We start from the raw sequence: 24,467 nt of genomic DNA, 5'->3' as shown, positions 1-24,467 counted from the left end.
TCCGGGTCAGGCCTTTGGCTCCAGCTTCCGACCAAGGTCCACCGCGTCGCGCAGCACTTGCAGATGCGAGCGCGGCGCGGTGCCCGCCGGCAGGGCGATTTCGACGCCGTTTGCCGTCGATGACCAATAAAGCGTGTGGGTGAAGATACGGCCAAGTGAGCTGCGAAGCTCGATCTGGATGTTCTCCACACCGGGGCCGAAGTTTTCCGTCATCGGACCGGAAATCGGATCGCCTGTCGCCCAGCCATTGCCGCGGTCGTAGACGTTCGTCCAGCGCGTTGCCGCAAACACCGCGCCATGATGCACCGCGCGCTGCGCCTTGCCTGCTTGGCTGTGTCCTTCCTGGTAAAGCACGGTGCCGCCGGCGCGCCCGTCATCGGCAATCGGCGGGCAGGCCGAGAACAGGCGCTCGGCAAGGCCACGCCTGAATTCCGCGAGATTGTAGGTCACCAGGAACTCGCTGTGGGAGAGCGGACTGCCAAGCGTGACGAAATCGCTGATCTTCCAGGGCAGCGGGTGGTCGGCGTCCTTGGTCCGAAGCTGCTGGTAGAGCGCCCATTGACCGCGCCGGAATCCGGCGAGCTCTTCAAGGTTCTTTGGCCACGCTGACCCATCAGAGCCGAGCGTTGCCTTGTCGACGGCCTCGACCGCCGCCAGTTTGGCCTTGTCGCGGACCGCTTCCAGCCTTCGCGGCCGGAACTCGGCCCACAGGATCTGCAGCAAATCATAGGCGATGATCGACCCAAGGCTGTGCGAGACTAGCACGATGCGGTCGTAAGCATCGTCCTTCATCAGCGTCTTGAGCATCGTCAGGCCGCGGTCGCGGATCAGCGCACGCTTCTCGATCGTCGCCGCCTCGGCGCGCACATAAGCGGCGACGTCACCGAAATAGGGCAGGGCGAACTGATCCACCGCCCAGATGACAAAAGAAGCGAGGGTGGTGATCATCAGGCCGGTCGTCAAGGTAACGGCCTGTTGCCAGACCGATGTTGCCAGCACGAGTGCTGCGCCCAGAATGACGATAACGATCAGAAGTGTGGCGACGTAAAGCTTGCGGGCGTCGAGCGGAATGTCGGCGGGCTTGCGCCACAACAGGTTCGTAACCCAGGCGGCCAGCCGGCCGCGCGTCGTGCCTTGCGTGATGTCGGCCCAATAAAGCTCGTAGAAATCGGTACGGCGGCCATCGACGTCGTAGGGCGTGGTGATGCGGCGCAGCTCGTGTGACTTGGTCCGGCTGTCGGGCGTGATCCAGCTCTGGTTGATCGTGGCGCCGGAAACGGCCGGATCGGGAATCTGGGCGTAGGGTGGAGCACGGGTGGGATCGCTGCTCCAGACCGCCTGGACGAATCCCCTCAGCGTACCCATCGGCCGCTGCTCGCCCATGCCGTGCACGATCACCACCGCCTGGCCGGGCTGCGCCTTTTTGTAAGCCAGCGATGCGACAGTCTTGGGCATCAGCGTCTCCGTTGACGACATCCGACGGCGGGATCGCTCATGCTACCCCCGGCTCACCGAGCCAACAATACACGGCAGCCCATGTGGAACTCCGTGAACCAATCCACAGTTTCGCAGTCGTGCCTCGGGCCGCGCGGAAAATGGTTCCGTTCCCGGCAAGCAAATCATTTCATTGCCCTTCGGAACGGAAATCGCTCAGGAACATTGTGACGACATCGATCAATTTCTCGCAGGGAGGCTCTTTATGGGACGCGGTATTTTGCTCTGGTTGCTCGGTATTCCGATCCCGATCATCATTCTCATCATGCTGTTCGTACGGTAGGAGGCGTCGATGCAGTCCACCGTATCGGCTGTCGACGTATCCGCCTCAACAGAATCCTCCGCCCCGGCCGTCAGCTGGGGTCCGATCATCGCCGGCGCCTTCGCGGCCTCGACGCTGACCTTCATCCTCATGCTGCTCGGTTCGGGGCTGGGGCTGACCATGGTCTCGCCGTGGTCCGGCGCCAGTGCCTCGCTGACCACCTTCGCGGTGTCCGGCGCCATCTGGCTCATCATCGTGCAATGGCTGTCCTCCGGGGTCGGTGGCTATCTTGCCGGACGCCTGCGCACCAAATGGGTCGGCATCCACACCGACGAGGTCTATTTCCGTGACACCGCGCACGGCCTCCTCGCCTGGGCGCTGGCGACATTGCTGGTCGTCGGCATTCTCGGGTCGGCGCTGTCGGCAGTGCTTGGTTCAGGCGTGCAGGCGGCTTCTACTGTTGCCTCGGGCGCCGCCATGGGTGCTTCGGCCGGCGCGTCCGCCAATGCCGGCAGCGCACCGACCGACAATGCGACATCCTATCTCGTGGATACGCTGTTCCGTCCGGCTGATGCCGCCAGGCTCGCGGCGGCCAATCCGGACAGCGATGCGGCTGCGGCCGGGCAGGCTTCGCGCATCCTCATCGCCAGTGCGGCGGCAGGCGAAATTTCGGCTGACGACAAGACCTATCTGTCGCAGCTCGTCGCCGCCCACACCGGGCTTTCCGAGGCTGACGCCAAGGCGCGTGTCGACGCCCTGGTGGCCAGGGTCGAGGACGCCAAGGTCAAGGCCAAGCAGGCCGCCGACGCCGCCCGGAAAGGCAGCGCCACCTTCGCCCTGCTTGGCGCCCTGTCGCTGGTTATCGGCGCCTTCATCGCCAGCGCTGCGGCAGCACTGGGCGGCAGGCAGCGCGACGACGAGGAAGCGGTTTTCCTGACCAGCCGCTGAACCGGTCTTCAACATAAAAAGCCCGGTCGAACCGGGCTTTTTTTGTTTCCGATGATGGACCGACAACCTTCCAGTGGAAAGTTGCGGCGGGATCAGTGATCCATGGCCTTGACGATTTCCTCGGTCATCTTCTTGGCGTCGCCGAGCAGCATCATGGTGCCGTCCTTGTAGAACAGCGTGTTGTCGATGCCGGCATAGCCCGAGCCGAGCGAGCGCTTGACGAACAGGCAGGTGCGGGCCTTGTCGACGTCGAGGATCGGCATACCGTAGATCGGCGACGACTTGTCGTCGCGCGCGGACGGATTGGTGACGTCATTGGCGCCGATGACATAGGCGACATCGGCCTGCGCGAACTCGGAGTTGATGTCTTCCAGTTCGAACACTTCGTCATAGGGAACATTGGCTTCGGCGAGCAGCACGTTCATGTGGCCGGGCATGCGGCCGGCCACGGGGTGGATGGCGTATTTGACATCCACGCCATTGGCCTTGAGCTTGTCGGCCATTTCGCGCAGCGCGTGCTGGGCCTGGGCGACCGCCATGCCGTAGCCCGGCACGATGATGACCTTCTGTGCGTTCATCATCAGATAGGCAGCGTCGTCGGCCGAGCCCTGCTTGACCGTGCGTTCGATGCCGTCATCGGCAACCGCCGCGGTCTCGCCGCCGAAGCCGCCGAGGATGACCGAGATGAACGACCGGTTCATGCCCTTGCACATGATGTAGGACAGGATGGCGCCGGACGAGCCGACCAGAGCGCCGGTGATGATCAGCGCCAGATTGCCAAGCGTGAAGCCGAGTGCGGCCGCCGCCCAGCCGGAATAGGAATTCAGCATCGAGACGACGACCGGCATGTCGGCGCCGCCGATCGGGATGATCAAGAGGACGCCGAGCGCCAGCGACGCCGCGACGATGAGCCAGAACACCAGCTTGGCCTCGGTGGTGACCAGAAGCACGATCAGCACGATCAGCGCGATGCCGAGGACCGCGTTGATGATGTGACGGCCGCCGATCATGATCGGCTTGCCCGACATGCGGCCATCGAGCTTGAGGAAGGCGATGACGGAGCCGGTGAAAGTGATGGCGCCGATGGCAACGCCAAGGCTCATCTCGATCAGCGCCTGGGCGTGGATGTCGCCATTGGTGCCGATGCCGAAACTTTCCGGCGCGTAGATGGCGGCTGCCGCGACCATGACGGCGGCAAGGCCGACCAGCGAGTGGAAGGCGGCGACCAGCTGCGGCATCGACGTCATGGCGATGCGACGCGCTGTAACGGCGCCGACGCCGCCGCCGATGGCTAGACCAAGCACGATCAGGCCGAAGCGCCCGGCGGACGGAGTCGCCAGCGCCAGCGTGGTGGCAATGGCAATGCCCATGCCGATCATGCCGTAGAGATTGCCTTGGCGGCTGGTGGTCGGATGAGATAGGCCGCGAAGCGCCATGATGAACAGGACGCCAGAGACCAGGTAGAGGAAGGACGCGAAGTTGGCGTTCATGGCGCTCTACCGGTCCTTCTTCTTGTACATGGCCAGCATGCGCTGGGTGACCAGGAAGCCGCCAAAGATGTTGACTGAGACCAGCATCAGCGCGACGAAGCCGAAGCCGGTGGCAATGCCGGAGGCCGAGATGCCGACGGCCAGCAGCGCGCCGACGACGATGACCGAGGAGATGGCGTTGGTGACCGCCATCAGCGGCGTGTGCAGCGCCGGCGTCACCGACCAGACGACGTAGTATCCGACGAAGATCGCAAGTACGAAGATGGCGAAGCGGAAGACGAAGGGATCGATGGCGCCGCCGGACAGTGCGTGCGCGGCATCGCCCGCCGCATCGGCGCCACCGGGCGCGTTGGCCAGGTTCTGCACAGCCAGCCGGACGGCGGCACTTGCCTGGTCGAGCTGATCGAGGGCTTTCTGCAAGGTCTGATCCATCACGCGATCCTCTTCGGCTTGGCGGCGGACTTGCCGGCAGTGGCTTTGTCGGACGCCTTTTTCGGTGCAGCCTTCTTCGGCGTGGCATCAGCCACCATGGTCTCGGCCGGAATGGCCGCCGGTTCGATATGGGGCTGTTCCGCCGCCTTGGCGAAGGCCGGATGCACCACGCGGCCAGCGTCGGTCAGCATCGTCGCCTTGACCAGATCGTCTTCGCGGTTGATGGCGAGCGTCTTGCTGGTCTTGTCGACCAGCGTCTCGAGGAAGGCGAACAGGTTCCTGGCGTAGAGCAGCGAGGCCGATGCGGCGACGCGGCCGGGCACGTTGAGGTGGCCGACGATTTTCACGCCATTGGCCGTGGTCACCACCTGGCCTGCAACTGCGCCTTCGACATTGCCCCCGCGCTCGACGGCGAGGTCGACGATCACCGAGCCCGGCTTCATCGAGGCGACCATCGCCGCCGACACCAGCTTCGGCGCCGGACGGCCGGGGATCAGCGCCGTGGTGATGACGATGTCCTGCTTGGCGATGTGCTCAGCGGTGAGCGCTGCCTGCTTGGCCTGGTACTCCTTCGACATTTCCTTGGCGTAGCCGCCGGCGGTCTCGGCCGCCTTGAACTCCTCGTCCTCGACGGCGAGGAACTTTGCGCCGAGCGACGCCACCTGTTCCTTGGCGGCGGGACGAACGTCGGTGGCGGTGACGACGGCGCCGAGACGGCGCGCCGTGGCGATCGCCTGCAGGCCGGCAACGCCGACGCCCATGATGAAGATCTTCGCCGCCGGCACGGTGCCGGCCGCCGTCATCATCATCGGCAGCGCGCGGTCATACTCCGATGCGCCGTCGATCACGGCCTGGTAGCCGGCGAGATTGGCCTGCGACGACAGCACGTCCATCGACTGGGCGCGGGTGATGCGCGGCATGAATTCCATCGAGAAGGCGGTGACCCCAGCCTCGGCAAGCGCCGCGACCGCGGGATCATTGCCGTAGGGATCCATGATGGCGATGACCGCCGCACCCGATTTGTAGCCCTTCAGCTCGGCGTCGGTCGGCCGGCGCACCTTCAGCACCACATCCGCCCGGCTCGCATCCGAAGCCTTGCCGATCGCGGCGCCCGCCTTGGCGAACTCCTCATCGGGAATGCGCGACCTGGTGCCGGCGCCCGTCTCGACGGTGACGTCGAAGCCCAGCGCCGCCAGCCGCTTCACGGTATCGGGCGAGGCCGCGACACGAGGCTCGCTGGCATCGAGCTCGCGAGGGATGAAAACCGTCTGTCCCACCGCATGATCCTTTCGGCTGGAACCTGTTTGCGCAAGAGTGCGGCTTTGCGAAAGAGTGCGGCCGGATGTCCGGCTACGCCCCTGGCAAGGGTCTGAAGAGACTATCGGAGAATGAAGGCGCCGAGGGCGAGGATCAGCACGAACAGGATGGTCGCGGAGAAGAAGCCGCCTGCGAAGAAGCCGAAAGCCATGGCCAGGAGCAGGGCGCCGCAGAACAGCGAGCCGTATTTGGCCAGCGCCAGAAAGCCATGATAGGTGCGGTCATGTTCGGCATAGTCCATCTTCGCGCCCAGTTCGACAGGACCGGTCGGCGTGTGATCAGCCATAGGAATACCCCTTCGAAGACATCTTTGAGGCACATAGCGAAAAGCCGGGCCAAGAGCAATGGCGCTATTGCCGCACGACCAGCGACAACAGCCTCAAAGGAATGTTGAAAGCCGGCGGTAGGGCTTGTCGCCGGCCTAACGTCGAACGTTGAGGGTTTTGCGTTTCAACCGGCTAGATGCGGAAACAGCCCGAGCAGCCCAATGACGATCAGATAGAGCGCGACGATGTAGTTGAGCAGCCGCGGCATCACCAGGATCAGCACGCCGGCAATCAGCGAGATCAGCGGGGTCAGTGCTAGCTCGGGAATATGCATGTCGGTTCCTTTCTATGGCCGCGTCGGCGTCGTCCAGAACGCGGAAGCGGCGGGAAAGCTCCAGAGTTCGCGTGCCAAATTACGCAGGCTTCAGTGGTGTCAGGCGGCTTCGCGGAAAAACTTGGCGGTGGGCAGGATGGTTAGCGGTGCGAGTTCGCCGCTCTTGGGGCGTTGGAAGAGCATGCGCTGCTCGAACGCCGTGGAGTTGAAGAACGGGAAGCGATCCAGCGTCGCCTGCATGTTTTCGGAGCACTTCGACTGGAACAGATGCACGGGAACGGTGAGACCGGGATAGATGCGCGGGGGCACCGCCTGCTCGGAACGGAAGATGCGATGATAGAAGCCGGCATGCTCTTCCTTGACCGCCGTCAGGCAATATGTCGGTTTGAAGTGGCTGCAAGCTACGACCGCAAGCCTGAGCGTCACGTAGGGCAGCACGCGCAGGCTGGTCGACCACTCGATATCGGCAGCGAAACGGCTTGGATCGACGAACGTCTCGCCAACTGCCAGCCGCCGCGCCAGCGTGTCGCCGAACACGGCGGTGCTGGGGGAAACAGGGTATTTCGCGCAGGCGTAGTGGATTCTGATGGTGCTGACCAGAACACCATCGAAGAACACGCCAAATCGGTAGGAATTGCGCAGATCGTCGAAGTCGTCCTTTACCATACGCGAGGCATCGGGCTTCACCATGCCAGCATGAAGGTAGGATTTGTAGCGAAGTCGATAGATGGCTTCCAAATCCTCGGCACCGTCGCAAAGTCGATACTCGACGTGCTCCAGGACGTCCATGATATGACGAGAAAACACCGAAGGAGACTGAGCGGTGGCCCTAGAAGCCACCAGAGGCATACCTGCTAGCTGAGTTTCCATTGTTACCCTCGTGCCGTCGCAACTAAACCATACCGGACGACCGAATGAACAAGAAGATGAAACTCTAATCGTCTGTGTTTACCGAATATTAACGTTAACAATAGGTTAACGCTTTGGCAATACACAGCTTTTTTGACGGCTTTCAAGCGCGATTTAAAGGTTGGGCTTCATGTGGTCGCGAGTTTGGCGACGGGCCGCAATTCCGCGGCGAAGGGCCAGGTCACATTGGACATCGTTTCGATGCCGGACGCGCTGAGAGCTGCGCCGAAGAGGAAGCCCTGGACGAGGTCGGGTTTCACCGAATGCACCAGGATCTTCAGCTGTTCGAACGTTTCCACACCTTCGATGGTGACGGTCAGCCCGAGCACGCGGGTCAGGTCGACGATGCCCTTCAACAAGTCGAGCGAACGCTTGTTCTGGGTCACGTCCATCAGGAACGAACGGTCGATCTTGATCTTGTCTAGCGGCAGCTTGTGGAGGTAGCTCAGGCTTGAATAGCCGGTGCCGAAATCGTCGAGCGCGATGCGCACGCCAACCTGCTTCAGTTCCTCGATATACTGGCGCGTCAGCGATTTGTCGTCGAGCAGCGCGGTTTCGGTGACTTCGATCTCGAGGCGGCCAGCGGCGAGCCCCGAAGTGGCAAGCGCGTCGCGAACCTTCTGGACGACGTCGCGGCTGCGGAAATCCTTGGCCGAAAGGTTGACCGAGACGCTGGTCTGTGCGGGCCATTTGGCGCATTCGGCGCAGGCCGCCGCGAGCACGAAGGTGCTGATCTCGGAAATGATGCCCATTTCTTCGGCCAGCGGAATGAAGACGCTGGGCGAAACCGGCCCGAGGTCGGGATGATCCCAGCGGCACAGCGCCTCGCAGCTGGCGATGCGCATGGTGTTCATCGCCACGATGGGCTGATAGACCACCCGCAAGGCCTTGCCTTCCACAGCCGTGCGCAGGTCGGCCTTCATCATCTGGCGGTTGCGGAACGCCGCATCCATCGCCGCCTCGAAGAGTCGCCAGTTGTTCTTGCCGAGTTCCTTGGCCTTGTAGAGCGCCAGATCGGCCTTGACGATCATGGCGTCGACATCGGTGTCCTCGACCCTGGACAGCACGGCGCCCGCGCTTGCCTGGATGCGCAGGCTGTGACCAGCGACATCGACTTCGCCCTGCAGATCGGCAAAGATCTGGTCGAGCAGGCCCGTCAGATGGCTTTCATCCTCGACGCGGTCGAAGAAGATCATGAACTCGTCGCCGCCGAAACGGCTGACATTGACGCCTTGCCCGGCGACGGCCGCCAGTCGCTCGGCAACGGCATAGATCAGCCCATCGCCGACCGGATGGCCAAGTGTGTCGTTGACGCTCTTGAAATCGTCTAGATCGAGCACCGCCAGCGCGCACAGCCGGTCGCGGCTGCCCGACGCCATGGCCTCGCCGACGAGCTCATGGAAATAGGCGCGGTTCGGCAGGCCGGTGAGGCTGTCATAGCGCGCCATGAAGCGGATCTTTTCTTCGGACTCGACGCGGGCGGTGACGTCCTCGAAGGTGATGACGCCGAGGTCCTGATTGCCCTCGCGGGCCGAGAACTCGTAGTGCTGGCCATTGGAGAAGGAGACCAGCACCTTGCGGTCACGGCCTTCGCGCAACGCGCGCGTCAGCTGCGCTTCGACATAGCGGCAGTCTTTCGGCGCCAGCATGCCGCCCGCAACGCCGCGCAGGAGCAGCGAATGGATCGACCGCCCGAGCAGCTGGTCGGGCGAGCGCAGCGACATCAGATGCGCTGCTTCGGCATTGCCGACCACGACCTTGCCGTCGGGTCCGAGCATGACCAGGCCATGCGACATGGTGTTGAGTGCGCGGTTGAAGCGCTGCGCGATTTGCCTCGCCTGCTTATGCCCGACCACGGCCGAGAACAGCACGTTGCGCACATGGTCGGCACTGCCCTTGATGATGAACATGAACGGGATGATGAGCAGCCCAAGCACGACACTGGGGATGTCAAACCTGAGGATAAGGGCTGCTGCGATCGGCCCGACGAAGGTTACCGCGAAGATCGTGACCATGCGGGGCGAGCCGTAGTTTCGGCCTACGACCGTGACCAGAGAGCCAAGCGTTATGGCGAGCGCTGCGATCTCGGCATACGCATCCGAGTAGACATAGATCGAAATGAAGCAGAACAGGCCCAGCATCAGCCCCTGGATGCTGCCGTTCAGGATATATTCGCGCTCCCATCGTGTCGCATCCAAGGCATCGTGGATGGAACCACCTAGGCGATGGAACCGCCGCAAGCTGAAATACCGCCAAACGCCGATGCCAAGCAGTGCTCCGGCAAGAACCAGGAAGACAGGCTGGCCGTTGCGCCAATAGACCATAAGGCTGGCGGTTGCGTGGCAAAGCGCGCCAATGACCAGCATATGCGCGTTGTCGAACAACGAGCGCACAAACTGGATATAAACATCCACAGGGATGTTATCGGTCTTTGTTCTGCCCATTACTGGCGCCCAACTGAACCACAGCCTTGGCATAGTCCCATTAAAAAACCTTTAGCTCGCGCTGAAGGGCCTGTTTTTCCGGCCCTTTTGGCTACTCAGCGGCTTGTAATGCGCTTGGCTGCACCGGCAACTTGAATCGTTCAAGAAGGCGATTTCGTTCATCCGCCGCCTTTTCGGCGCTGGCCTGCCTGACATGGCCGTAGCCGCGAATGAGCGCCGGCACCGAGGCAAGGGCGATGGCGGCCTCGATCCTGCCTGGCGCAAGGGCCTTGGCGACAAGCTCCAGATCGGCCTCATAGCGGGCCAGAAGCTGCCGCTCGATGCGCCGCTCAGTGCTGTAGCCGAACACGTCGAAGGCCGTGCCGCGCAGGCCTTTCAGCGCCGCCAGCAGGCGAAATCCCTTCATCATCCACGGGCCGAAGCTCGATTTCCTCGGCTTGCCGTCATTGCCGCGCCTGCCCATGATCGGTGGCGCCAGATGAAATTCGAGTTTGTCGTAGCTCTGGAACTGCTTTGACAGTTCAGTAGTGAAGGACCCGTCGGTGTAGAGCCGCGCCACCTCATACTCGTCCTTGATCGCCATCAGCTTGAACAGGTTTTTGGCCGCGGCCTCGGTCACCGCGGTCGAGCCAGGCACGGCCTTAGCCTCGGCGGCACGCAAAACCGCCAGCTTTTCGGCGTAGCGCTTGCCATAGGCAGCGTTCTGATAGGCAGAGAGGAAAGCGACGCGGCGGGCGATGATTTCGTCCAGCGTCTCGGCGATCTCAGTGGCCTTGCCCGGCTGCGCGATGAGGCCGCGCACAAAGTCCGGCTGATGCGCGGCGCGCCGGCCCCAGCGGAACGCGGCGATGTTCATCGCCACCGCCTCGCCGTTCAATTCGATTGCTCTTTCAACGGCTTGCGCCGACAGCGGCAGCCCGCCATGCTGGAAAGCGAAGCCGAGCATGAACATGTTGGCGCCGAGCGAATTGCCGAACAATTGGGTGGCGGTGCGCGTGGCGTCGAAGAAATGCGTCTTGTCTTCGCCGGCGGCAGCACGGATCGCCTTTTTCAGGCGCTCGATCGGCAGCGAGAAATCGGCCGAACGGGCGAACTCGCCGGGCATGATCTCGGCGGTGTTGGCGAGGAAGATGGTATGGCCTTCGCGTACCGCGCCAAGCACCTTCTTGGCGCCCGAGACGACGAGGTCGCAGCCGAGTACCAGGTCGGCCTTGCCGGCCGAAACGCGGATCGCGTGGATGTCGTCCGGCGTGCGGGCGATACGGACATGGGTGAACACCGAACCGCCCTTCTGGGCGAGGCCGGCCATGTCGATCATGCCGCAGCCCTTGTCCTCGAGATGGGCGGCCATACCGAGCACAGCACCTATGGTGACGACGCCGGTGCCGCCGACGCCGTCGATGATCGCCGCCCAACCCTCGCTACCGAGCGGGAATTCGGCTGGCACCGGCACGCCGTCAAGCGGGTCGGAGCGCCCGGCAATGCCTTCGGCCTTCCTGATCTTGGCGCCGTGCACGGTGACGAAGGACGGGCAGAAGCCGTTGACGCAGGAGAAGTCCTTGTTGCAGCTCGACTGGTCTATTCTGCGCTTGCGGCCGAACTCGGTTTCGACCGGCTGGATCGAGACGCAGTTCGATTGCACCCCGCAATCGCCGCAGCCCTCGCAGACCAGTTCGTTGATGAAGACCCGCTTGTCGGGATCCGGGAAGGTGCCGCGCTTGCGGCGGCGGCGCTTTTCGGCGGCGCAGGTCTGGTCGTAGAGCAGCACCGAGACGCCCTTGACGTCGCGCAGCTCGCGCTGAACGAGGTCGAGGTCGTCGCGGTGGTGGATGGTGGCGCCGAAGGGGAATTCGGCCTTCCCCGCATATTTGTCCGGCTCGTCGGTGACGATGGCGATGCGCTCGACGCCTTCGGCGCGCACCTGCCTGGCGATCATGTCGACAGTCAGGCCGCCCTCATGCGGCTGGCCGCCGGTCATGGCGACGGCGTCGTTGTAGAGGATCTTGTAGGTGATGTTGGCATCGGTCGACAGCGCGAAGCGGATCGCCAGCGTGCCGGAGTGATTGTAGGTCCCGTCGCCGAGATTCTGGAAAATGTGGCCGCGCTTGGAGAATGGCGCCTGGCCGACCCATTGTGCGCCCTCGCCGCCCATGGCGGTGAAGCCGACCGTGTTGCGGTCCATCCACAGCGCCATGAAATGGCAGCCGATACCGGCGGCGGCGATCGAGCCGTCCGGCACCTTGGTCGAGGAATTGTGCGGGCAGCCGGAGCAGAAGAACGGCGTGCGCGAACCGATATCGCTGGTGTCGGCAAGCATCGCCTGGAACTGGCGCAGCTTTGCCACCTTTGCAGTGATCTCTTCCGAAGGGCCGATTGTGCGCAGGATGCGCTCGCCCAGCGCAATGGCGATCTCGTTGGGGTCGAGCGCGCCCTTGGCCGGGAACAGCCAGTCGCCGCGCTCGTCCTTCTTGCCGACGATCATCGGCTGGGTGGCGGTGCCGTAGAGGTTTTCGCGCAGTTGCACCTCGATCAGCGAGCGCTTCTCCTCGACGACGACGATGGTGTCGAGGCCGCGGGCGAATTCGGCGATATGCTGCAGGTCGAGCGGCCAGGGGCAGCCGACCTTGAACAGGCGGATGCCGATGCGGTTGGCGGCGGCCTCGTCGATGCCGATGTCTTCCAGCGCCTGGCGGACATCGAGATAGCTCTTGCCCAGCGTGATGATACCGAGCTTCGGCGCGCGGCCGCCCGAATAGACGATGCGGTTCAGGCCGTTGGCATGGATGAAGGCGGATGCAGCGGCGCGCTTGTATTCATGCAGCCGCTCCTCCTGGCCGAGCATGTCGATCTCATCGCGGATGTTGAGGCCGCCGGGCGGCATATCGAACTCCGGCACGACGATGTTCAGGCGCTCGAGCGCGGCATCGACGGAGGCCGTGGATTCGATGTTGTCCTTGACGCATTTGATAGCCGCCCAGGTGCCGGCGAAGCGCGACATGGCAAAGCCGTAGAGGCCGTAGTCGATGATCTCCTGAACGCCGGCCGGGTTGAGGATCGGCACCATGGTGTCGACGAACAGGAATTCGGTGGCGTGCGCATTGGTCGATGATTCGGCCATATGGTCGTCGCCCATCAGCGCAAGCACGCCGCCATACTTCGACGTTCCCGCGAGGTTGGCGTGGCGGAAAACGTCGCCGGAGCGGTCGACGCCCGGTCCCTTGCCGTACCAGACCGAAAACACCCCGTCATGCTTGCCTTCGCCCATTAATTCCGTCTGCTGAGAGCCCCAGCAGGCGGTGGCGGCAAGCTCCTCGTTGAGGCCGGGCTGGAAGACGATGTCGGCCTGCGCCAGCTGCTTTTTCGCCCGCCACAGCTGCATATCGAGGCCGCCGAGCGGCGAGCCGCGATAACCGGACACGAAGCCGGCCGTGTTGAGGCCGGCCCGGCGGTCGCGCTCGCGTTGCATCAAAAGCATGCGGATGACCGCCTGTGCGCCGGACAGGAAGATGCGCTCCTTACCAAGATCGAACTTGTCGTCGAGCGCGACGTCGTGCAGCGTCATCAGGCATTTCCTCTGCGGAGACAGCACCGGGGGCGCGCAGCCAACGTAGGAGTGAGATGGCGCAGTCTTTCTCCGCTTGCAAGGCAGGTCAAACGAAATCGAAAGTGCCAGGCAAAGCGCAACGAACGATCCGCTGCCGTCGCGTATTCGGCACGAAATCGGTCCGCGGCGGTTGTCCGGCGACCAGAAATTTCCACGCAGTCGCGCCGGGCAAAGACGCGTCAGCCTTTCGAGCAATCCGGCTTCGGCTCACCCGGCAGCTTGCCGTCGGGATGGCCGGCAAGATCGGGATTGGCCGTATAGAGCTGGTCGACCACCAGCGGCCGGTCGGGAAGGATCGACTGGTCCTCGCTCGACATCAGCGTCGTGTCGATCTTCTGCAGGAACGTGCCGTCAGGACCCCTGATGCTGATCGAAATCGCATAGGGCTTGTCCTTGATGATACAGGTCAGCGCCGGGCTTTCCAGGCTGACCTTGTCGAGCTTCGGCCAGACCTTCTGCTCGATCACCAGGGGAGGACCGCCAGCCGGATTCTGGAAGCTGGCGACCGCAACCTGGCCTTCGCCCATCGGCTGCAGGGGCCGCAGCGTCACGACATAGGTCGCCCGGGCGAGGCGGTAATTGAAGACGACGACCTTGCCGGAAACCTCGAACAGCTTGCCGTCGCCGCCGGTGTCGCGGCAGGCGCCAAGCGCAACGGCTGCAATGAGCGCAGCACCGACAAGGATCGAACGAAAAACAACCCTAAGCATTGTTGACCTCATGTGCCGCCGTGCGGCGGCGATAGTGACGGCTTGCTTTCTGGCGGTTGCCGCACACAGCCATATCGCACCAAAGGCGGCTGGAATTGCGGCTCCTGTCGACGAACAGCCAGCTGCAATTGGGACAGATCCTGAGCCTGGCGACCGTGTCGTCGCGCAGCAGCGACAAGGCCGAAACCGCCAGCGCCGCCTCGAACGCGATCGGCGTCAATGGATCGCCGAACGGTCTACCCGGTGCGCCGATTTCGGCAGGGCTCCGATCGAGGCCGTTGGCGCAGGCCTTGAGAAAAGCGGCGAGGTCGCCGGCGGCAAGCGCACCTTTCGACACCGCGCCGCGAAACAGGCGGTCGGTCGTCTCGCGGATCGCCAGCACCACCGGGGCGATCCTGTCCGGCGAGGTCGCCTCCAGCGGTCTGCCGCCAAGCTCGGCACCGCGAAAGCCGGTTGCGGCGTTGGCGAAGCGCGCGATCTCGGCCGGATCGGCAAAACGGTCGAAAGTCTTTTCCGGATCGTTGCGCAACACCACGGTGTTGGCCGTATCGAGCGCAAGAATGCCGCCGGTGAAGCGATGTGGGGTCCAAGATACTGTCATATCAGAAATCTAACCGATAAATCGCGTTTGACAAGTTAGATTTTACGATGCAAACCTTGGCGCGGGCTCCGGCGCAGGATTTTGTTGAGGCAAGTCGTTGCCCCAAAACCGCTTTGCACTTTTGGGCGACATGCCCTGAAAGCTGTCCATGCTCTATTTCTTCCAGCAGGTGCTGAACGGGCTGCATTCCGGCGCGCTCTATGCGCTGCTTGCCTTCGGCTACGTGCTGACCAACGGCATCCTGCACCGGACCAATCTCGCCTATGGCGCGCTGTTCGCCTTTTGCGGCCAGACGATGATCCTGACCGTGGCCTTCGGCTATCAGGTATTGTGGCTGACCTTGCTGGCGGCAGTGGTGCTCGGCGTCGTCACGGCTTTCTTTTATGCCGCGCTGATCGGCCACGTGCTGTCGCGCAGCGTCTTCGAACCGCTGGCCGACCGCACGCCCAATGCCATTGTGGTGACGACGCTCGGCATCCTGCTGGTGCTGTCGGAAGCAAGCCGTATCGCCGCCGACACGCATGATTGGTGGCTGCCGCCGATGCTGGCGCAGCCCATCGTTTTTGCTCAGGATGCCGGCTTCCAGGCGACGCTGACGCTGATCCAGCTCATCGATTGCGCGGTGGTTCTGGCGGCAATCATGCTCGCTGCATGGGCGTTTGCCCGCTCGGGCTTCGGCCGCCGCTGGCGCGCCGTCTCCGACGATCCCAAAGCGGCTGCCATGTGCGGCGTGGACGTGCGTGCAGTGTTCCGGCATGCGGTGCTGTTCGGCGGTTTCTGCGCCGCGCTGGCCGGAATCATGGCCGCCCTTTACTACGGCAATGTCAGCTTCGGCTCCGGCCTTGTCTACGGGCTGAAAATCCTGTTCGTGACGGCGGTGGGCGGCTATCTCTCTCCGCCTCGGGCCGCGCTCGGTGCGGCCGCCTTCGGCATGGCGGAGTCGCTATGGGCCGGCTATTTCCCGGTCGAATGGCGCGATGGCTGGATGTATCTGTTCCTGGTCGCGGCACTTGTGCTGATCGGTCCTGGCCGCGACCAGCAGAAGATCGCCTGATCGCCGCATCCGCTGTCAGACTTTGGTTGCATGACGCAGCAGCCGGTCGGCACTTTATCCCCTGCCTCCCGTCACGACGGCGTTGATCGCGCCATGCCATGTTGACCCGCCGAACCACGCACGGCATACCGTTGGGCCACAGCGGCGCGACGGAAAATAGGGGAGCCGGCGCGCCTTCGACCTGAGGGAGGAAATGCATGGCAGGGCTGCTCGCTCTATCGAGAACGATTGACCGTATGAACGAGTTCATCGGCAGGTGGATATCGTGGCTGATCCTGCTGGCAATCCTGGTCAGCGCCGCCAATGCCATCATCCGCAAGGTCTTCGACGTCTCGTCGAATGCCTGGCTGGAACTGCAGTGGTACCTGTTCGGCGCCGCCTTCATGCTGGCCGCCGCCTATACGCTGAAGCAGAATGACCATATCCGCATCGACATCGTCTACGGCATGTGGTCGCGCCGCGTGCAGCACTGGATCGACCTGCTCGGCCATGTCTTCTTCCTGATGCCGTTCGTGACGCTGATGGTGATCTATTTTGTCCCCTACGTGTCGCTGTCGTTCCGCAGCGGCGAAATGTCGAACAATTCCGGCGGCCTGATCATCTGGCCGGCCAAGGCGATCCTGCTCGTCGGCTTCTTCCTGCTGGCGCTGCAAGGCATCTCCGAGATCATCAAGAAGATAGCCATCATGCGCGGCGACATGGACGATCCCAATCCGTTCATCTCGGTGCACGAACAGGCCGAGCTCGAGGCTAAAGCCCTTGCTGAAGAGGCCAAGGCGCTCGCCCAGGAGGCGCGCCCATGATCGAGTTCATCGCCCAGAACATGGCGCCGATCATGTTCGCTTCGCTGATCATCTTCCTGCTGATCGGCTATCCCGTCGCTTTTTCACTCGCCGCAAACGGCCTGATGTTCTTCTTCATCGGTGTCGTGCTGTCGCCCTATTCGGGCGGCTCGATCAACCTGGCGTGGCCGCTGCTGCATGCGCTGCCCGACAATTTCTACGGCAGCCGGGTGATGTCGAACGACACGCTCTTGGCAATCCCGTTCTTCACCTTCATGGGCATCGTGCTGGAACGATCGGGCATGGCCGAGGACCTGCTCGACACGATCGGCCAGCTGTTCGGCCCGGTTCGCGGCGGCCTTGCCTATGCGGTGATTTTCGTCGGCGCGCTGCTTGCCGCTACCACGGGCGTGGTCGCGGCTTCGGTCATCGCCATGGGCCTGATCTCGCTGCCGATCATGCTGCGCTACGGCTATGACCGACGACTGGCGTCGGGCGTCATCGCGGCATCCGGCACACTCGCCCAGATCATCCCGCCGTCGCTGGTGCTGATCGTTCTGGCCGACCAGCTCGGCCGTTCGGTCGGCGACATGTATGCCGGCGCGCTGATCCCCGGCCTGGTGCTGACCGGCCTTTACACGCTCTACATCCTGACCATGTCGATCGTCCGGCCGAACTCGATGCCGGCGTTGCCGCTGGCGGCCCGCACGCTTGGCCACGGCGTGCTGTCGCTGCTCGCGGCACTGCTGGTGGCAGTCGCGGCTTCATATGCGGCCTATCGCTACCTTGCGCCGGCGCATGGCGACAATGCCGATATCCTTGGCGCCAGCATCGGGGTGATCCTGATCTATATCGTGGCGATCGCCGACAAGGGCCTGAACATCAACATGATGTCCAGGTTGGCGCAGCAGGTGATCATCGTTTTGATCCCGCCTCTGGCGCTGATCTTCCTGGTGCTGGGCACCATCTTCCTCGGCATCGCCACCCCGACGGAGGGCGGCGCCATGGGCGCGGTTGGCGCCCTGGCGATGGCGGCAATGAAGGGGCGGTTGTCGCTGGATGTCATCAAACAGGCGCTCGCGTCGACCACCAGGCTTTCCTCCTTCGTGCTGTTCATCCTGATCGGCGCGCGGGTGTTCTCGCTGACCTTCTACGGCGTCAACGGCCACGTCTGGGTCGAGCATTTGTTGACGTCGCTGCCGGGCGGCGAAGTCGGGTTCCTGATCGGCGTCAACATCCTGGTCTTCGTGCTCGCCTTCTTCCTCGATTTCTTCGAGCTCGCCTTCATCATCGTGCCGCTTTTGGCGCCGGCAGCCGATAAGCTCGGCATCGACCTGATCTGGTTCGGCGTGCTGCTCGGCGTCAACATGCAGACCTCCTTTATGCACCCGCCTTTCGGCTTTGCGCTGTTCTACCTGCGCTCTGTCGCCGCGCGCGTGCCCTATCTCGATCGCCTCACCGGCAAGCAGATCGCGCCGGTGACCACCGGCCAGATCTATTGGGGCGCCGTGCCCTTCGTCTGCATCCAGGTGATCATGATCGGGCTGACCATCGCCTTCCCGCAAATGGTCATGCGCTACAAGGGTGCGGCCGTCGATCCGGGAACGATCGAGATCAACTTGCCTGATATGCCAGGCCTTGCGCCTCTCGGCACACCACCACCAGCCAACGGTGGCCCATCACCCGCGGCGCCACCGTTGAACGATCTCTCGCAGCCGCCGAATTTCGGCGAGACGCCGCCCGCCAAGCCGGCGGCGCCGGCGACCGACCTGTCGCAGCCGCCGAACTTCAACTGATGTGTGAACACTGAGAACCTGAGTGAGGATGTTATGAGAGCCGTGCGCCTGGAAGCCGTGGGCAGCATTGCGCTACGGGAGGTCGACAAGCCTGTTGCGGGACCGCAGGACGTTCTGGTGCGCGTCGAAGCCTGCGGCGTTTGCGGCACCGACCGTCACCTCCTCCACGGCGAATTCCCTTCGAGCCCACCGGTGACGCTTGGTCACGAATTCTGCGGCATCGTCGAGGCTGTCGGTGATGCGGTTTCCGGCATCGCCATCGGTGACCGTGTTACCGGCGATCCCAACATCTTCTGCGGACGCTGCAGTCATTGTCGGGCTGGCCGGGTCAATTTGTGCAGCAATCTCAGGGCCATCGGCATCCATCGCGACGGCGGCTTCGCCGACTACGTCGTGATGCCGCAGAGCCAGGCCTTTCTTCTGCCTGCGAACCTCAAGCCAACGCATGGCGCCTTCTGCGAGCCGCTGGCCTGCTGCCTGCACGCTGTCGACCTCGCCGGAATCAGACCCGGCGCTGCCGTGGTGGTGCTTGGTGGCGGCGTCATCGGCCTGCTTACCGTGCAATTGGCGAGGCTCGCAGGAGCGGCGACCATCATCCTGTCGACGCGGCAGGCCTCCCGCCGTGCGCTCGCCGAAGAGCTCGGTGCAACGACGACGGTCGACCCAAGCGCGGTCGACCCGATCGAGGCGATCGCCGGCCCAGCCGGCCTTGTGCCCGGCGGGGCCGACGTGGTGCTCGAATGCGCCGGTGTCCCCGATACCGTCGAACAATCGATGCGGCTGGCGAAGTCCGGCGGCTCGGTGGTGATCGTCGGCGTGATGCCGCAAGGCGTGAAAGTGCCCTTCGAACCGTTCGACATCCTGTTTCGCGAGCTGAAGGTTCTCGGCTCGTTCATCAATCCCTTCACCCACAGGCGGGCGGCGGACCTTGTCGCGTCCGGCGCAATCGAGATCGACAAGCTCATCTCAAGGCAGGTCGGCCTGGAGGAAGCCGCCTCGGTGATCGCCAATCCGGCAGCGCCGGGCGAGGTCAAGGTGTTGGTGGTGCCGGGCAGGGAATGAAGGGCAGCCTCAATCCTGCGGTGTTGGCGATTGGCGAAACGGCGATGACCGCGCCCCTCTCCCCGTCACTATACGGGGAGAGGATGCCGGCAGGCAGGTGAGGTGCAGCGTCAACGCTTGGAAAGATAAGCTATAATTTCGGGGCGGCTACCAAGCCCAAGGCGATCAATCGCCGAAGTTTGCGCCGCCCCTCATCCACCTGCCGGGACCTTCTCCCAGTATAGTGACGGGGAGAAGGGACAGATCCCAGCCTACAGTTTGCCGTTGCGCTGCTGGACCATCATGAAGGTGTCGTAATTGTACTCGGCCACCTGCGCCCACAGATAGTGCTCCTTGCGGAAGCCCTTGATCGAGTCCCAGATCTTCTTGAACGGTGCGTTGGTGGCTTCCATTTCGGTGTAGACCTCATTGGCCTTCTCGAAACAGGCGGCCATGATGTCCTGGCTGAACGGGCGCAATTTCGCGCCGCCGGCCACCAGCCGCTTCACCGCCGCAGGATTGAGAAAATCGTATTTCTGCAGCATGTTGGCGTCCGCCGCCTGCGCGGCGGTGTGCACAAGCGACTTGTAGGCGGGCGACAGCTCCTCGTACTTGGCCTTGTTGAACAAGAGATGGACGGTCGGGCCGCCTTCCCACCAGCCGGGATAATAGTAGTAGGGCGCGACCTTGTAGAAGCCGAGCTTCTCGTCGTCATAGGGGCCGACCCATTCGGCGGCGTCGATCGTGCCTTTTTCCAGCGCCGGATAGATGTCGCCACCGGCGATCTGCTGCGGCACGACGCCGAGCTTCTGCACCACTTTGCCGGCAAAGCCGCCGATGCGCATCTTGAGGCCGGACAGGTCGGCGACGGTGTTGATCTCCTTGCGGAACCAGCCGCCCATCTGCACGCCGGTGTTGCCGCCGGGCAGGCCGAAAAGACCCTGCGTGGCAAGAAACTCGTTGAACAGGTCGATGCCGCCGCCATGATAGTGCCAGGCGTTCATGCCGCGCGCGTTGAGCGAGAACGGCACCGCCGCACCGAGTGCCCATGTCGGGTCCTTGCCCCAATAATAGTATGACACCGTGTGGCAGGCCTCGACAGTGCCGGCAGTGGTGGCGTCGGCGGCCTGCAGGCCGGGCACGAGTTCGCCGGAGGCGAAGACCTGGACCTGGAAATTGCCGTCCGTCGCCTCAGACAGCATCTTGGAGAAGACTTCGGCGCCGCCATAGATCGTATCGAGTGACTTGGGAAAGGATGACGCCAACCGCCACGTCACTTTCGGATTGGACTGGGCGATTGCCGGTGCGGCTAGCGTAGCGGCAGCCGCCGCTGCGCCCACGCCGGTGACCCCGGCCTTGCGGATGAATGAACGACGATCCATGCAGTTCCTCCCTATTGGACCAACAACCGATATCAGGGACATCTCCTCACGTCCGGTATCGATTTGCCCGAAACAATACACGGGCAAAAGGTCGAGTCCAGCATGGTGGCGGGATTTGACGGCGGCGCTGGCGACAAATCCGCGGGCCGGCCGGCCAGCCTGCAACTATAGTCTAACGTTCGCCGCGTGGCCCATGCGAGATGGCGAAACTTGCCATGGAAAAGCGCCTTCGGATCGCCTATTTTGCAGGCACAATAGCTATTCGCTTCGCGCCAAATGGAATCCAGACCCAAAATGCACCAGCCGCTCGTCGCCATATCAACCGACGTCCGTCAGTTCGACAACTACACCTGGCATGCCGTCCCGCAGCAATATATCGAGGCAGCACTTTCCGGCGCCGGCGTGTTCCCGCTTTTGGTGCCGTCATTCGGTGACCGGCTCGACTTCGACGAGCTGTTGTCTTCGGTCGACGGTGTCATGGTCACTGGCTCGAAGTCCAACGTGCATCCATCGCTCTATGGCGGCGACGCCAGCGAAGCCAACGGCCCCTACGACCCGGCGCGCGATTCCACCACGCTGCCGCTAATCCGCAAGGCGATCGAGCGCGGCGTGCCGCTGCTTGCCATCTGCCGCGGCATCCAGGAGTTGAACGTTGCGCTGGGCGGCACGCTTGGCACCGAGATCCAGGAGCGCGAAGGCTCGCTCGACCATCGCGCGCCGGTGAGCGACAACCAGGACGAACGCTTCGCCATTCACCAGACCATTTCGATCAAGCCGGGCAGCTGCCTGGCCGGCGTGTTTGGCGCCGGCGACATCAAGGTCAACTCGCTGCACCGCCAAGGCATCGACCGGCTCGGCTCGAAGCTGCAGGTCGAGGCGGTTGCCGGCGACGGCACGGTGGAGGCAGTTTCGGTGAAGGACGCCCGCGCCTTCGCCGTCGGCGTGCAATGGCACCCCGAATACTGGGTCAAGTCGGACAACAACTCGGCCAAGATCTTCCGCGCCTTCGGCGATGCGGTGCGGCTGCATGCGGCGGCGAAGGCCGGCGCGCGGGCGGCGGCGGAATAAATCCCGACGATCAATTGCCGGCGGATTGATCCCGTTCGCCGGTTGTCGCCAGCGAAAGCAGCGGCGTGGCCGGAGCGTAGGATTCGTAGCCGTCGCCATCCGCAACCGAGAAGGTGACGATCGGGTCGGTGCCGTCGGCGCTGAACGCGATCGTGCCGTCCTCGCCCTCTCGCCAGAATTTTGCCCGCTCGATCCCCGGCAGCAACCCGCGGCAGTTCGGCGCCACGGTCAACAGCGACAGGCCATCGTCAATCGCGGCGCCGCGGCTAACCGCGCAGTCGCCTTCGTCGCCATTGGCGACCAGCCTGAAGGTGGTTGCCGGCCTTGCTTCATTGGCCGAACTTTCACTGCTGCCGCCGTGAAACAGCTGAAAGCCGGCGAAAAGTGCCGCTGCCGCAATCAATGCCGGAAGTTTCGTCATCTTGCACTCCGCGCCCCCCGGCGCAGATGCAGAATGATTCCAAAGCGTTAAGCCGACGTTAACGAGTGTGGCAGACAGCCGCTCAGCTTCGTGGCTTGACTTGCGCCGTCTCCGGCACCGGGGTCAGTGGCCGGCGCTCGCTGAACCAGGATACCAGATTGTCGACGCACAGATCCGCCATGGCGCGGCGCGTGTGGTGCGAGGCCGAACCGACATGGGGCAAAAGCGAGGTGTTGGGCGCCTCCAGCAAAGCCTTGGGCACATTCGGTTCATCGGCGAAAACATCGAGCCCGGCCGCGGCGATGGTGCCGTTGGCAAGCGCTGCGGCGAGGTCTGCCTCGTCGACCGTGCTGCCACGGCCGATGTTGACGAAAACGCCGTTGGCGCCAAGCGCCGCCAGGATTTCGGCATTGACCGCCTTCTCCGTGGAAGCGCCGCCCGGCACTACGGAAATCAGCGTATCGACCGCTTCGGCAAGGCCCTTCAGCGTCGGGTGGTATTCATAAGCCAGACCTTCGACCTTGCGCCTGTTGTGGTAGGCCACCGGCAGCCCGAACGCTTCCAGCCGGCGCGCAATGGCAAGGCCGATGCGGCCCATGCCGAAAATGCCGACATGCCGACCGCGCAAGGTCAGCCGGCTCAGGGGATAGTTGCCCTTCTTCACCCAACTGCCGTCGCGCAGCCATTTCTCGGCGTTGTAAAGTTCACGCACGGTGTTGAGCAAAAGGCCGATCGTGGTGTCGGCGACCTCCTCGGTCAAAACATCGGGGGTGTTGGTGACCATGATGTTTTTCTTGGCCGCATGGCCGGCATCGACCGAATCATAGCCGACGCCGAAGGAGGCGATGAGTTCGAGGTTGGGCAATGCATCCATCAATGCCGCATTGACGCCGGCAAAGGACGCAATGGCGCGCACGTCATGGCGCATCTCCTCGGTGACCAGGGCGGGATCGGCGCGCTCTATCTTGACCCGCTTGAAGGTGCGGTCGATGCGCTCGACCGCATGGTCGTTGAAATGTCCCGGCACCAGAACGGCGACGGTCTGCAACGCATCAGTCTTGGTCATGCACGCTCCACCGGCTTGCCGGTCGACTGGCGCACATGCAGTTCCGGCTTGATCAGTTCCTGTGACGGCCGTACCGCCTGTCCGTTCAGCTTGTCGAGCAGCGCGCTGGCGGCACGGCGGCCGACCTCTCGCTGGCCATTCCAGACTGTGGTGAGCGCCGGTGTCGCGATTGCCGCCTCCTCGAGATCGTCATAGCCGGTCACCGAGATGTCGGCGCCCGGCACCAGGCCGGCGCGGGCAATGCCGTTCATCAGGCCGATGGCGACCAGATCATTCCAGCAGCAAGCGGCGGTTGGCTTGTCTTTAAGCGCCAGAAACTGTCCAGCCGCCTCGAATCCCCCCTGCTTGGTGCGCGGCCCGGCGATGCGCCAGGACGGCCTGACCTCAAGCCCGGCGGCCTCCATGGCGTTGAGATAGCCCTGGTAGCGGTCGCGCCCGGTCGAGGTCTGGTCGGTGCCGCCGATCATGGCGATGCGCTTGTGCCCGAGCGAGATCAGATGATTGGTGGCAAGTGCCGTGCCATAGGCATCGTCGCCGCGAAACACCGGCACGTCGGCGCCTTCCACGCTGCGTGCGATCAGCACCGCCGGCAGGCCGTTTTCCTCGGCCATGACGATGTCGGAGGCCGGCGTGCCGATGGCCGGGGACATGATGACGCCGTCGGCGCCGAGCTGCAGCAGCGTGTCGATGAAGGTGCGTTGCTTTTCCAGCTGGTCGTAGTGATTGGACAGGATGAAGGTCTGCCGGCTGCGATCGAGTTCGCTCTCGATCGAGCGCAGGATCTCGGCGAAGAACGGGTTCATGATGTCATGCACGACGACGCCGACAATGCCCGAGCGCGAGGTGCGCAGTGAGGCGGCGCGGCGGTTGTAGATATAACCGATGGCCCGCGCATGTTCCTTGATGCGGTCACGCGTGGCGCCGGCGACCAGCGGGCTGTCGCGCAAGGCGAGGGAGACCGTGGCCGTGGACACGCCAAGCGCATCCGCGATCGTCGAAAGCTTGATCTTTTGTGCCAGCCCTTCGCTCCCCGAGTTTTTTTAAAA

At 63.4% G+C, this 24,467-nt stretch carries 21 protein-coding genes; 6 read left to right on the top strand and 15 right to left on the bottom strand.

Features of this window, described 5'->3' with window-relative positions; all coding sequences use genetic code 11:
* Positions 1-6 precede the first annotated feature (6 nt).
* On the bottom strand, positions 7-1,455 hold the full coding sequence (locus tag NKJ80_RS02475; RefSeq protein WP_352496988.1) for a hypothetical protein: 1,449 nt from the start codon (positions 1,453-1,455) through the stop codon (positions 7-9).
* A 331-nt stretch (positions 1,456-1,786) separates the two neighbouring features.
* On the opposite strand from NKJ80_RS02475, the gene NKJ80_RS02470 reads away from it, so the two are divergent.
* Entirely contained in the window at positions 1,787-2,704 is a 918-nt protein-coding gene (locus NKJ80_RS02470) for a hypothetical protein (protein WP_352496987.1), read from the top strand.
* A gap of 92 nt (positions 2,705-2,796) precedes the next feature.
* Here the strand turns inward: NKJ80_RS02470 and NKJ80_RS02465 are convergent, their stop codons facing one another.
* The 10 genes from NKJ80_RS02465 to NKJ80_RS02420 form a co-directional block, all read right to left on the bottom strand.
* Positions 2,797-4,194, bottom strand: coding sequence for an NAD(P)(+) transhydrogenase (Re/Si-specific) subunit beta (locus NKJ80_RS02465; RefSeq protein ID WP_023671337.1), 1,398 nt, complete (start codon positions 4,192-4,194; stop codon positions 2,797-2,799).
* A 6-nt stretch (positions 4,195-4,200) separates the two neighbouring features.
* Complete coding sequence (locus tag NKJ80_RS02460) at positions 4,201-4,626, bottom strand: proton-translocating transhydrogenase family protein (protein WP_032885960.1); 426 nt, start codon at positions 4,624-4,626, stop codon at positions 4,201-4,203.
* Positions 4,626-5,903: a Re/Si-specific NAD(P)(+) transhydrogenase subunit alpha gene (locus NKJ80_RS02455; RefSeq protein ID WP_352496986.1), complete on the bottom strand. Its 1,278-nt coding sequence runs from the start codon at positions 5,901-5,903 to the stop codon at positions 4,626-4,628. The genes NKJ80_RS02460 and NKJ80_RS02455 overlap by 1 nt, the downstream gene beginning before the upstream one ends.
* A 101-nt stretch (positions 5,904-6,004) precedes the next feature.
* Positions 6,005-6,229 (bottom strand): aa3-type cytochrome c oxidase subunit IV, encoded by a 225-nt coding sequence (locus NKJ80_RS02450; RefSeq protein ID WP_023671340.1) that lies wholly within the window; start codon positions 6,227-6,229, stop codon positions 6,005-6,007.
* Positions 6,230-6,393: 164 nt separating this feature from the next.
* Positions 6,394-6,543, bottom strand: coding sequence for a DUF3096 domain-containing protein (locus tag NKJ80_RS02445; RefSeq protein WP_023671341.1), 150 nt, complete (start codon positions 6,541-6,543; stop codon positions 6,394-6,396).
* A 99-nt stretch (positions 6,544-6,642) separates the two neighbouring features.
* Complete coding sequence (locus NKJ80_RS02440; RefSeq protein WP_023683521.1) at positions 6,643-7,413, bottom strand: N-acyl amino acid synthase FeeM domain-containing protein; 771 nt, start codon at positions 7,411-7,413, stop codon at positions 6,643-6,645.
* Between the two features lie 167 nt (positions 7,414-7,580).
* Positions 7,581-9,896 carry a putative bifunctional diguanylate cyclase/phosphodiesterase gene (locus NKJ80_RS02435; RefSeq protein ID WP_023689230.1) on the bottom strand — a complete coding sequence of 772 codons (2,316 nt, stop codon included), beginning with the start codon at positions 9,894-9,896 and terminating at the stop codon, positions 7,581-7,583.
* 91 nt (positions 9,897-9,987) lie between these two features.
* A complete protein-coding gene (locus NKJ80_RS02430) occupies positions 9,988-13,458 on the bottom strand; it encodes an indolepyruvate ferredoxin oxidoreductase family protein (RefSeq protein ID WP_352496985.1) in 3,471 nt (1,156 codons plus the stop codon).
* Positions 13,459-13,679: 221 nt separating this feature from the next.
* Positions 13,680-14,210 carry a hypothetical protein gene (locus tag NKJ80_RS02425; protein WP_352496984.1) on the bottom strand — a complete coding sequence of 177 codons (531 nt, stop codon included), beginning with the start codon at positions 14,208-14,210 and terminating at the stop codon, positions 13,680-13,682.
* Positions 14,203-14,811 carry a CGNR zinc finger domain-containing protein gene (locus NKJ80_RS02420; RefSeq protein WP_352496983.1) on the bottom strand — a complete coding sequence of 203 codons (609 nt, stop codon included), beginning with the start codon at positions 14,809-14,811 and terminating at the stop codon, positions 14,203-14,205. The genes NKJ80_RS02425 and NKJ80_RS02420 overlap by 8 nt, the downstream gene beginning before the upstream one ends.
* A 148-nt stretch (positions 14,812-14,959) precedes the next feature.
* On the opposite strand from NKJ80_RS02420, the gene NKJ80_RS02415 reads away from it, so the two are divergent.
* From NKJ80_RS02415 to NKJ80_RS02400, 4 genes are all read left to right on the top strand, one after another.
* Positions 14,960-15,865, top strand: coding sequence for a branched-chain amino acid ABC transporter permease (locus NKJ80_RS02415; protein ID WP_023746552.1), 906 nt, complete (start codon positions 14,960-14,962; stop codon positions 15,863-15,865).
* Between the two features lie 197 nt (positions 15,866-16,062).
* On the top strand, positions 16,063-16,668 hold the full coding sequence (locus NKJ80_RS02410) for a TRAP transporter small permease subunit (protein WP_023683517.1): 606 nt from the start codon (positions 16,063-16,065) through the stop codon (positions 16,666-16,668).
* Positions 16,665-18,443 carry a TRAP transporter large permease gene (locus NKJ80_RS02405; protein ID WP_023750422.1) on the top strand — a complete coding sequence of 593 codons (1,779 nt, stop codon included), beginning with the start codon at positions 16,665-16,667 and terminating at the stop codon, positions 18,441-18,443. Before NKJ80_RS02410 ends, NKJ80_RS02405 begins: the two co-directional genes overlap by 4 nt.
* A 33-nt stretch (positions 18,444-18,476) precedes the next feature.
* On the top strand, positions 18,477-19,505 hold the full coding sequence (locus NKJ80_RS02400) for a zinc-dependent alcohol dehydrogenase family protein (protein WP_023689236.1): 1,029 nt from the start codon (positions 18,477-18,479) through the stop codon (positions 19,503-19,505).
* A gap of 251 nt (positions 19,506-19,756) precedes the next feature.
* Here the strand turns inward: NKJ80_RS02400 and NKJ80_RS02395 are convergent, their stop codons facing one another.
* The gene (locus NKJ80_RS02395; protein ID WP_023671351.1) at positions 19,757-20,866 is read right to left on the bottom strand and encodes a TRAP transporter substrate-binding protein; all 1,110 of its coding nucleotides are present in this window, start codon (positions 20,864-20,866) and stop codon (positions 19,757-19,759) included.
* A gap of 294 nt (positions 20,867-21,160) precedes the next feature.
* Here NKJ80_RS02395 and NKJ80_RS02390 point away from each other — a divergent pair, with 294 nt between their 5' ends.
* A complete protein-coding gene (locus NKJ80_RS02390; RefSeq protein ID WP_023671352.1) occupies positions 21,161-21,934 on the top strand; it encodes a gamma-glutamyl-gamma-aminobutyrate hydrolase family protein in 774 nt (257 codons plus the stop codon).
* Positions 21,935-21,944: 10 nt separating this feature from the next.
* Here the strand turns inward: NKJ80_RS02390 and NKJ80_RS02385 are convergent, their stop codons facing one another.
* From NKJ80_RS02385 to NKJ80_RS02375, 3 genes are all read right to left on the bottom strand, one after another.
* Entirely contained in the window at positions 21,945-22,355 is a 411-nt protein-coding gene (locus NKJ80_RS02385) for a hypothetical protein (protein WP_023683514.1), read from the bottom strand.
* Between the two features lie 82 nt (positions 22,356-22,437).
* Positions 22,438-23,421, bottom strand: coding sequence for a 2-hydroxyacid dehydrogenase (locus tag NKJ80_RS02380; protein ID WP_023671354.1), 984 nt, complete (start codon positions 23,419-23,421; stop codon positions 22,438-22,440).
* Positions 23,418-24,440 (bottom strand): LacI family DNA-binding transcriptional regulator, encoded by a 1,023-nt coding sequence (locus tag NKJ80_RS02375; protein WP_023671355.1) that lies wholly within the window; start codon positions 24,438-24,440, stop codon positions 23,418-23,420. Before NKJ80_RS02375 ends, NKJ80_RS02380 begins: the two co-directional genes overlap by 4 nt.
* Between the last annotated feature and the right edge of the window lie 27 nt (positions 24,441-24,467).

It is taken from the genome of Mesorhizobium sp. M0030, assembly GCF_040323695.1.
Classification (GTDB): domain Bacteria; phylum Pseudomonadota; class Alphaproteobacteria; order Rhizobiales; family Rhizobiaceae; genus Mesorhizobium.
The sequence above is the reverse complement of the archived record's forward strand: the minus strand, read 5'-3'. Positions and strand labels throughout refer to the sequence as shown.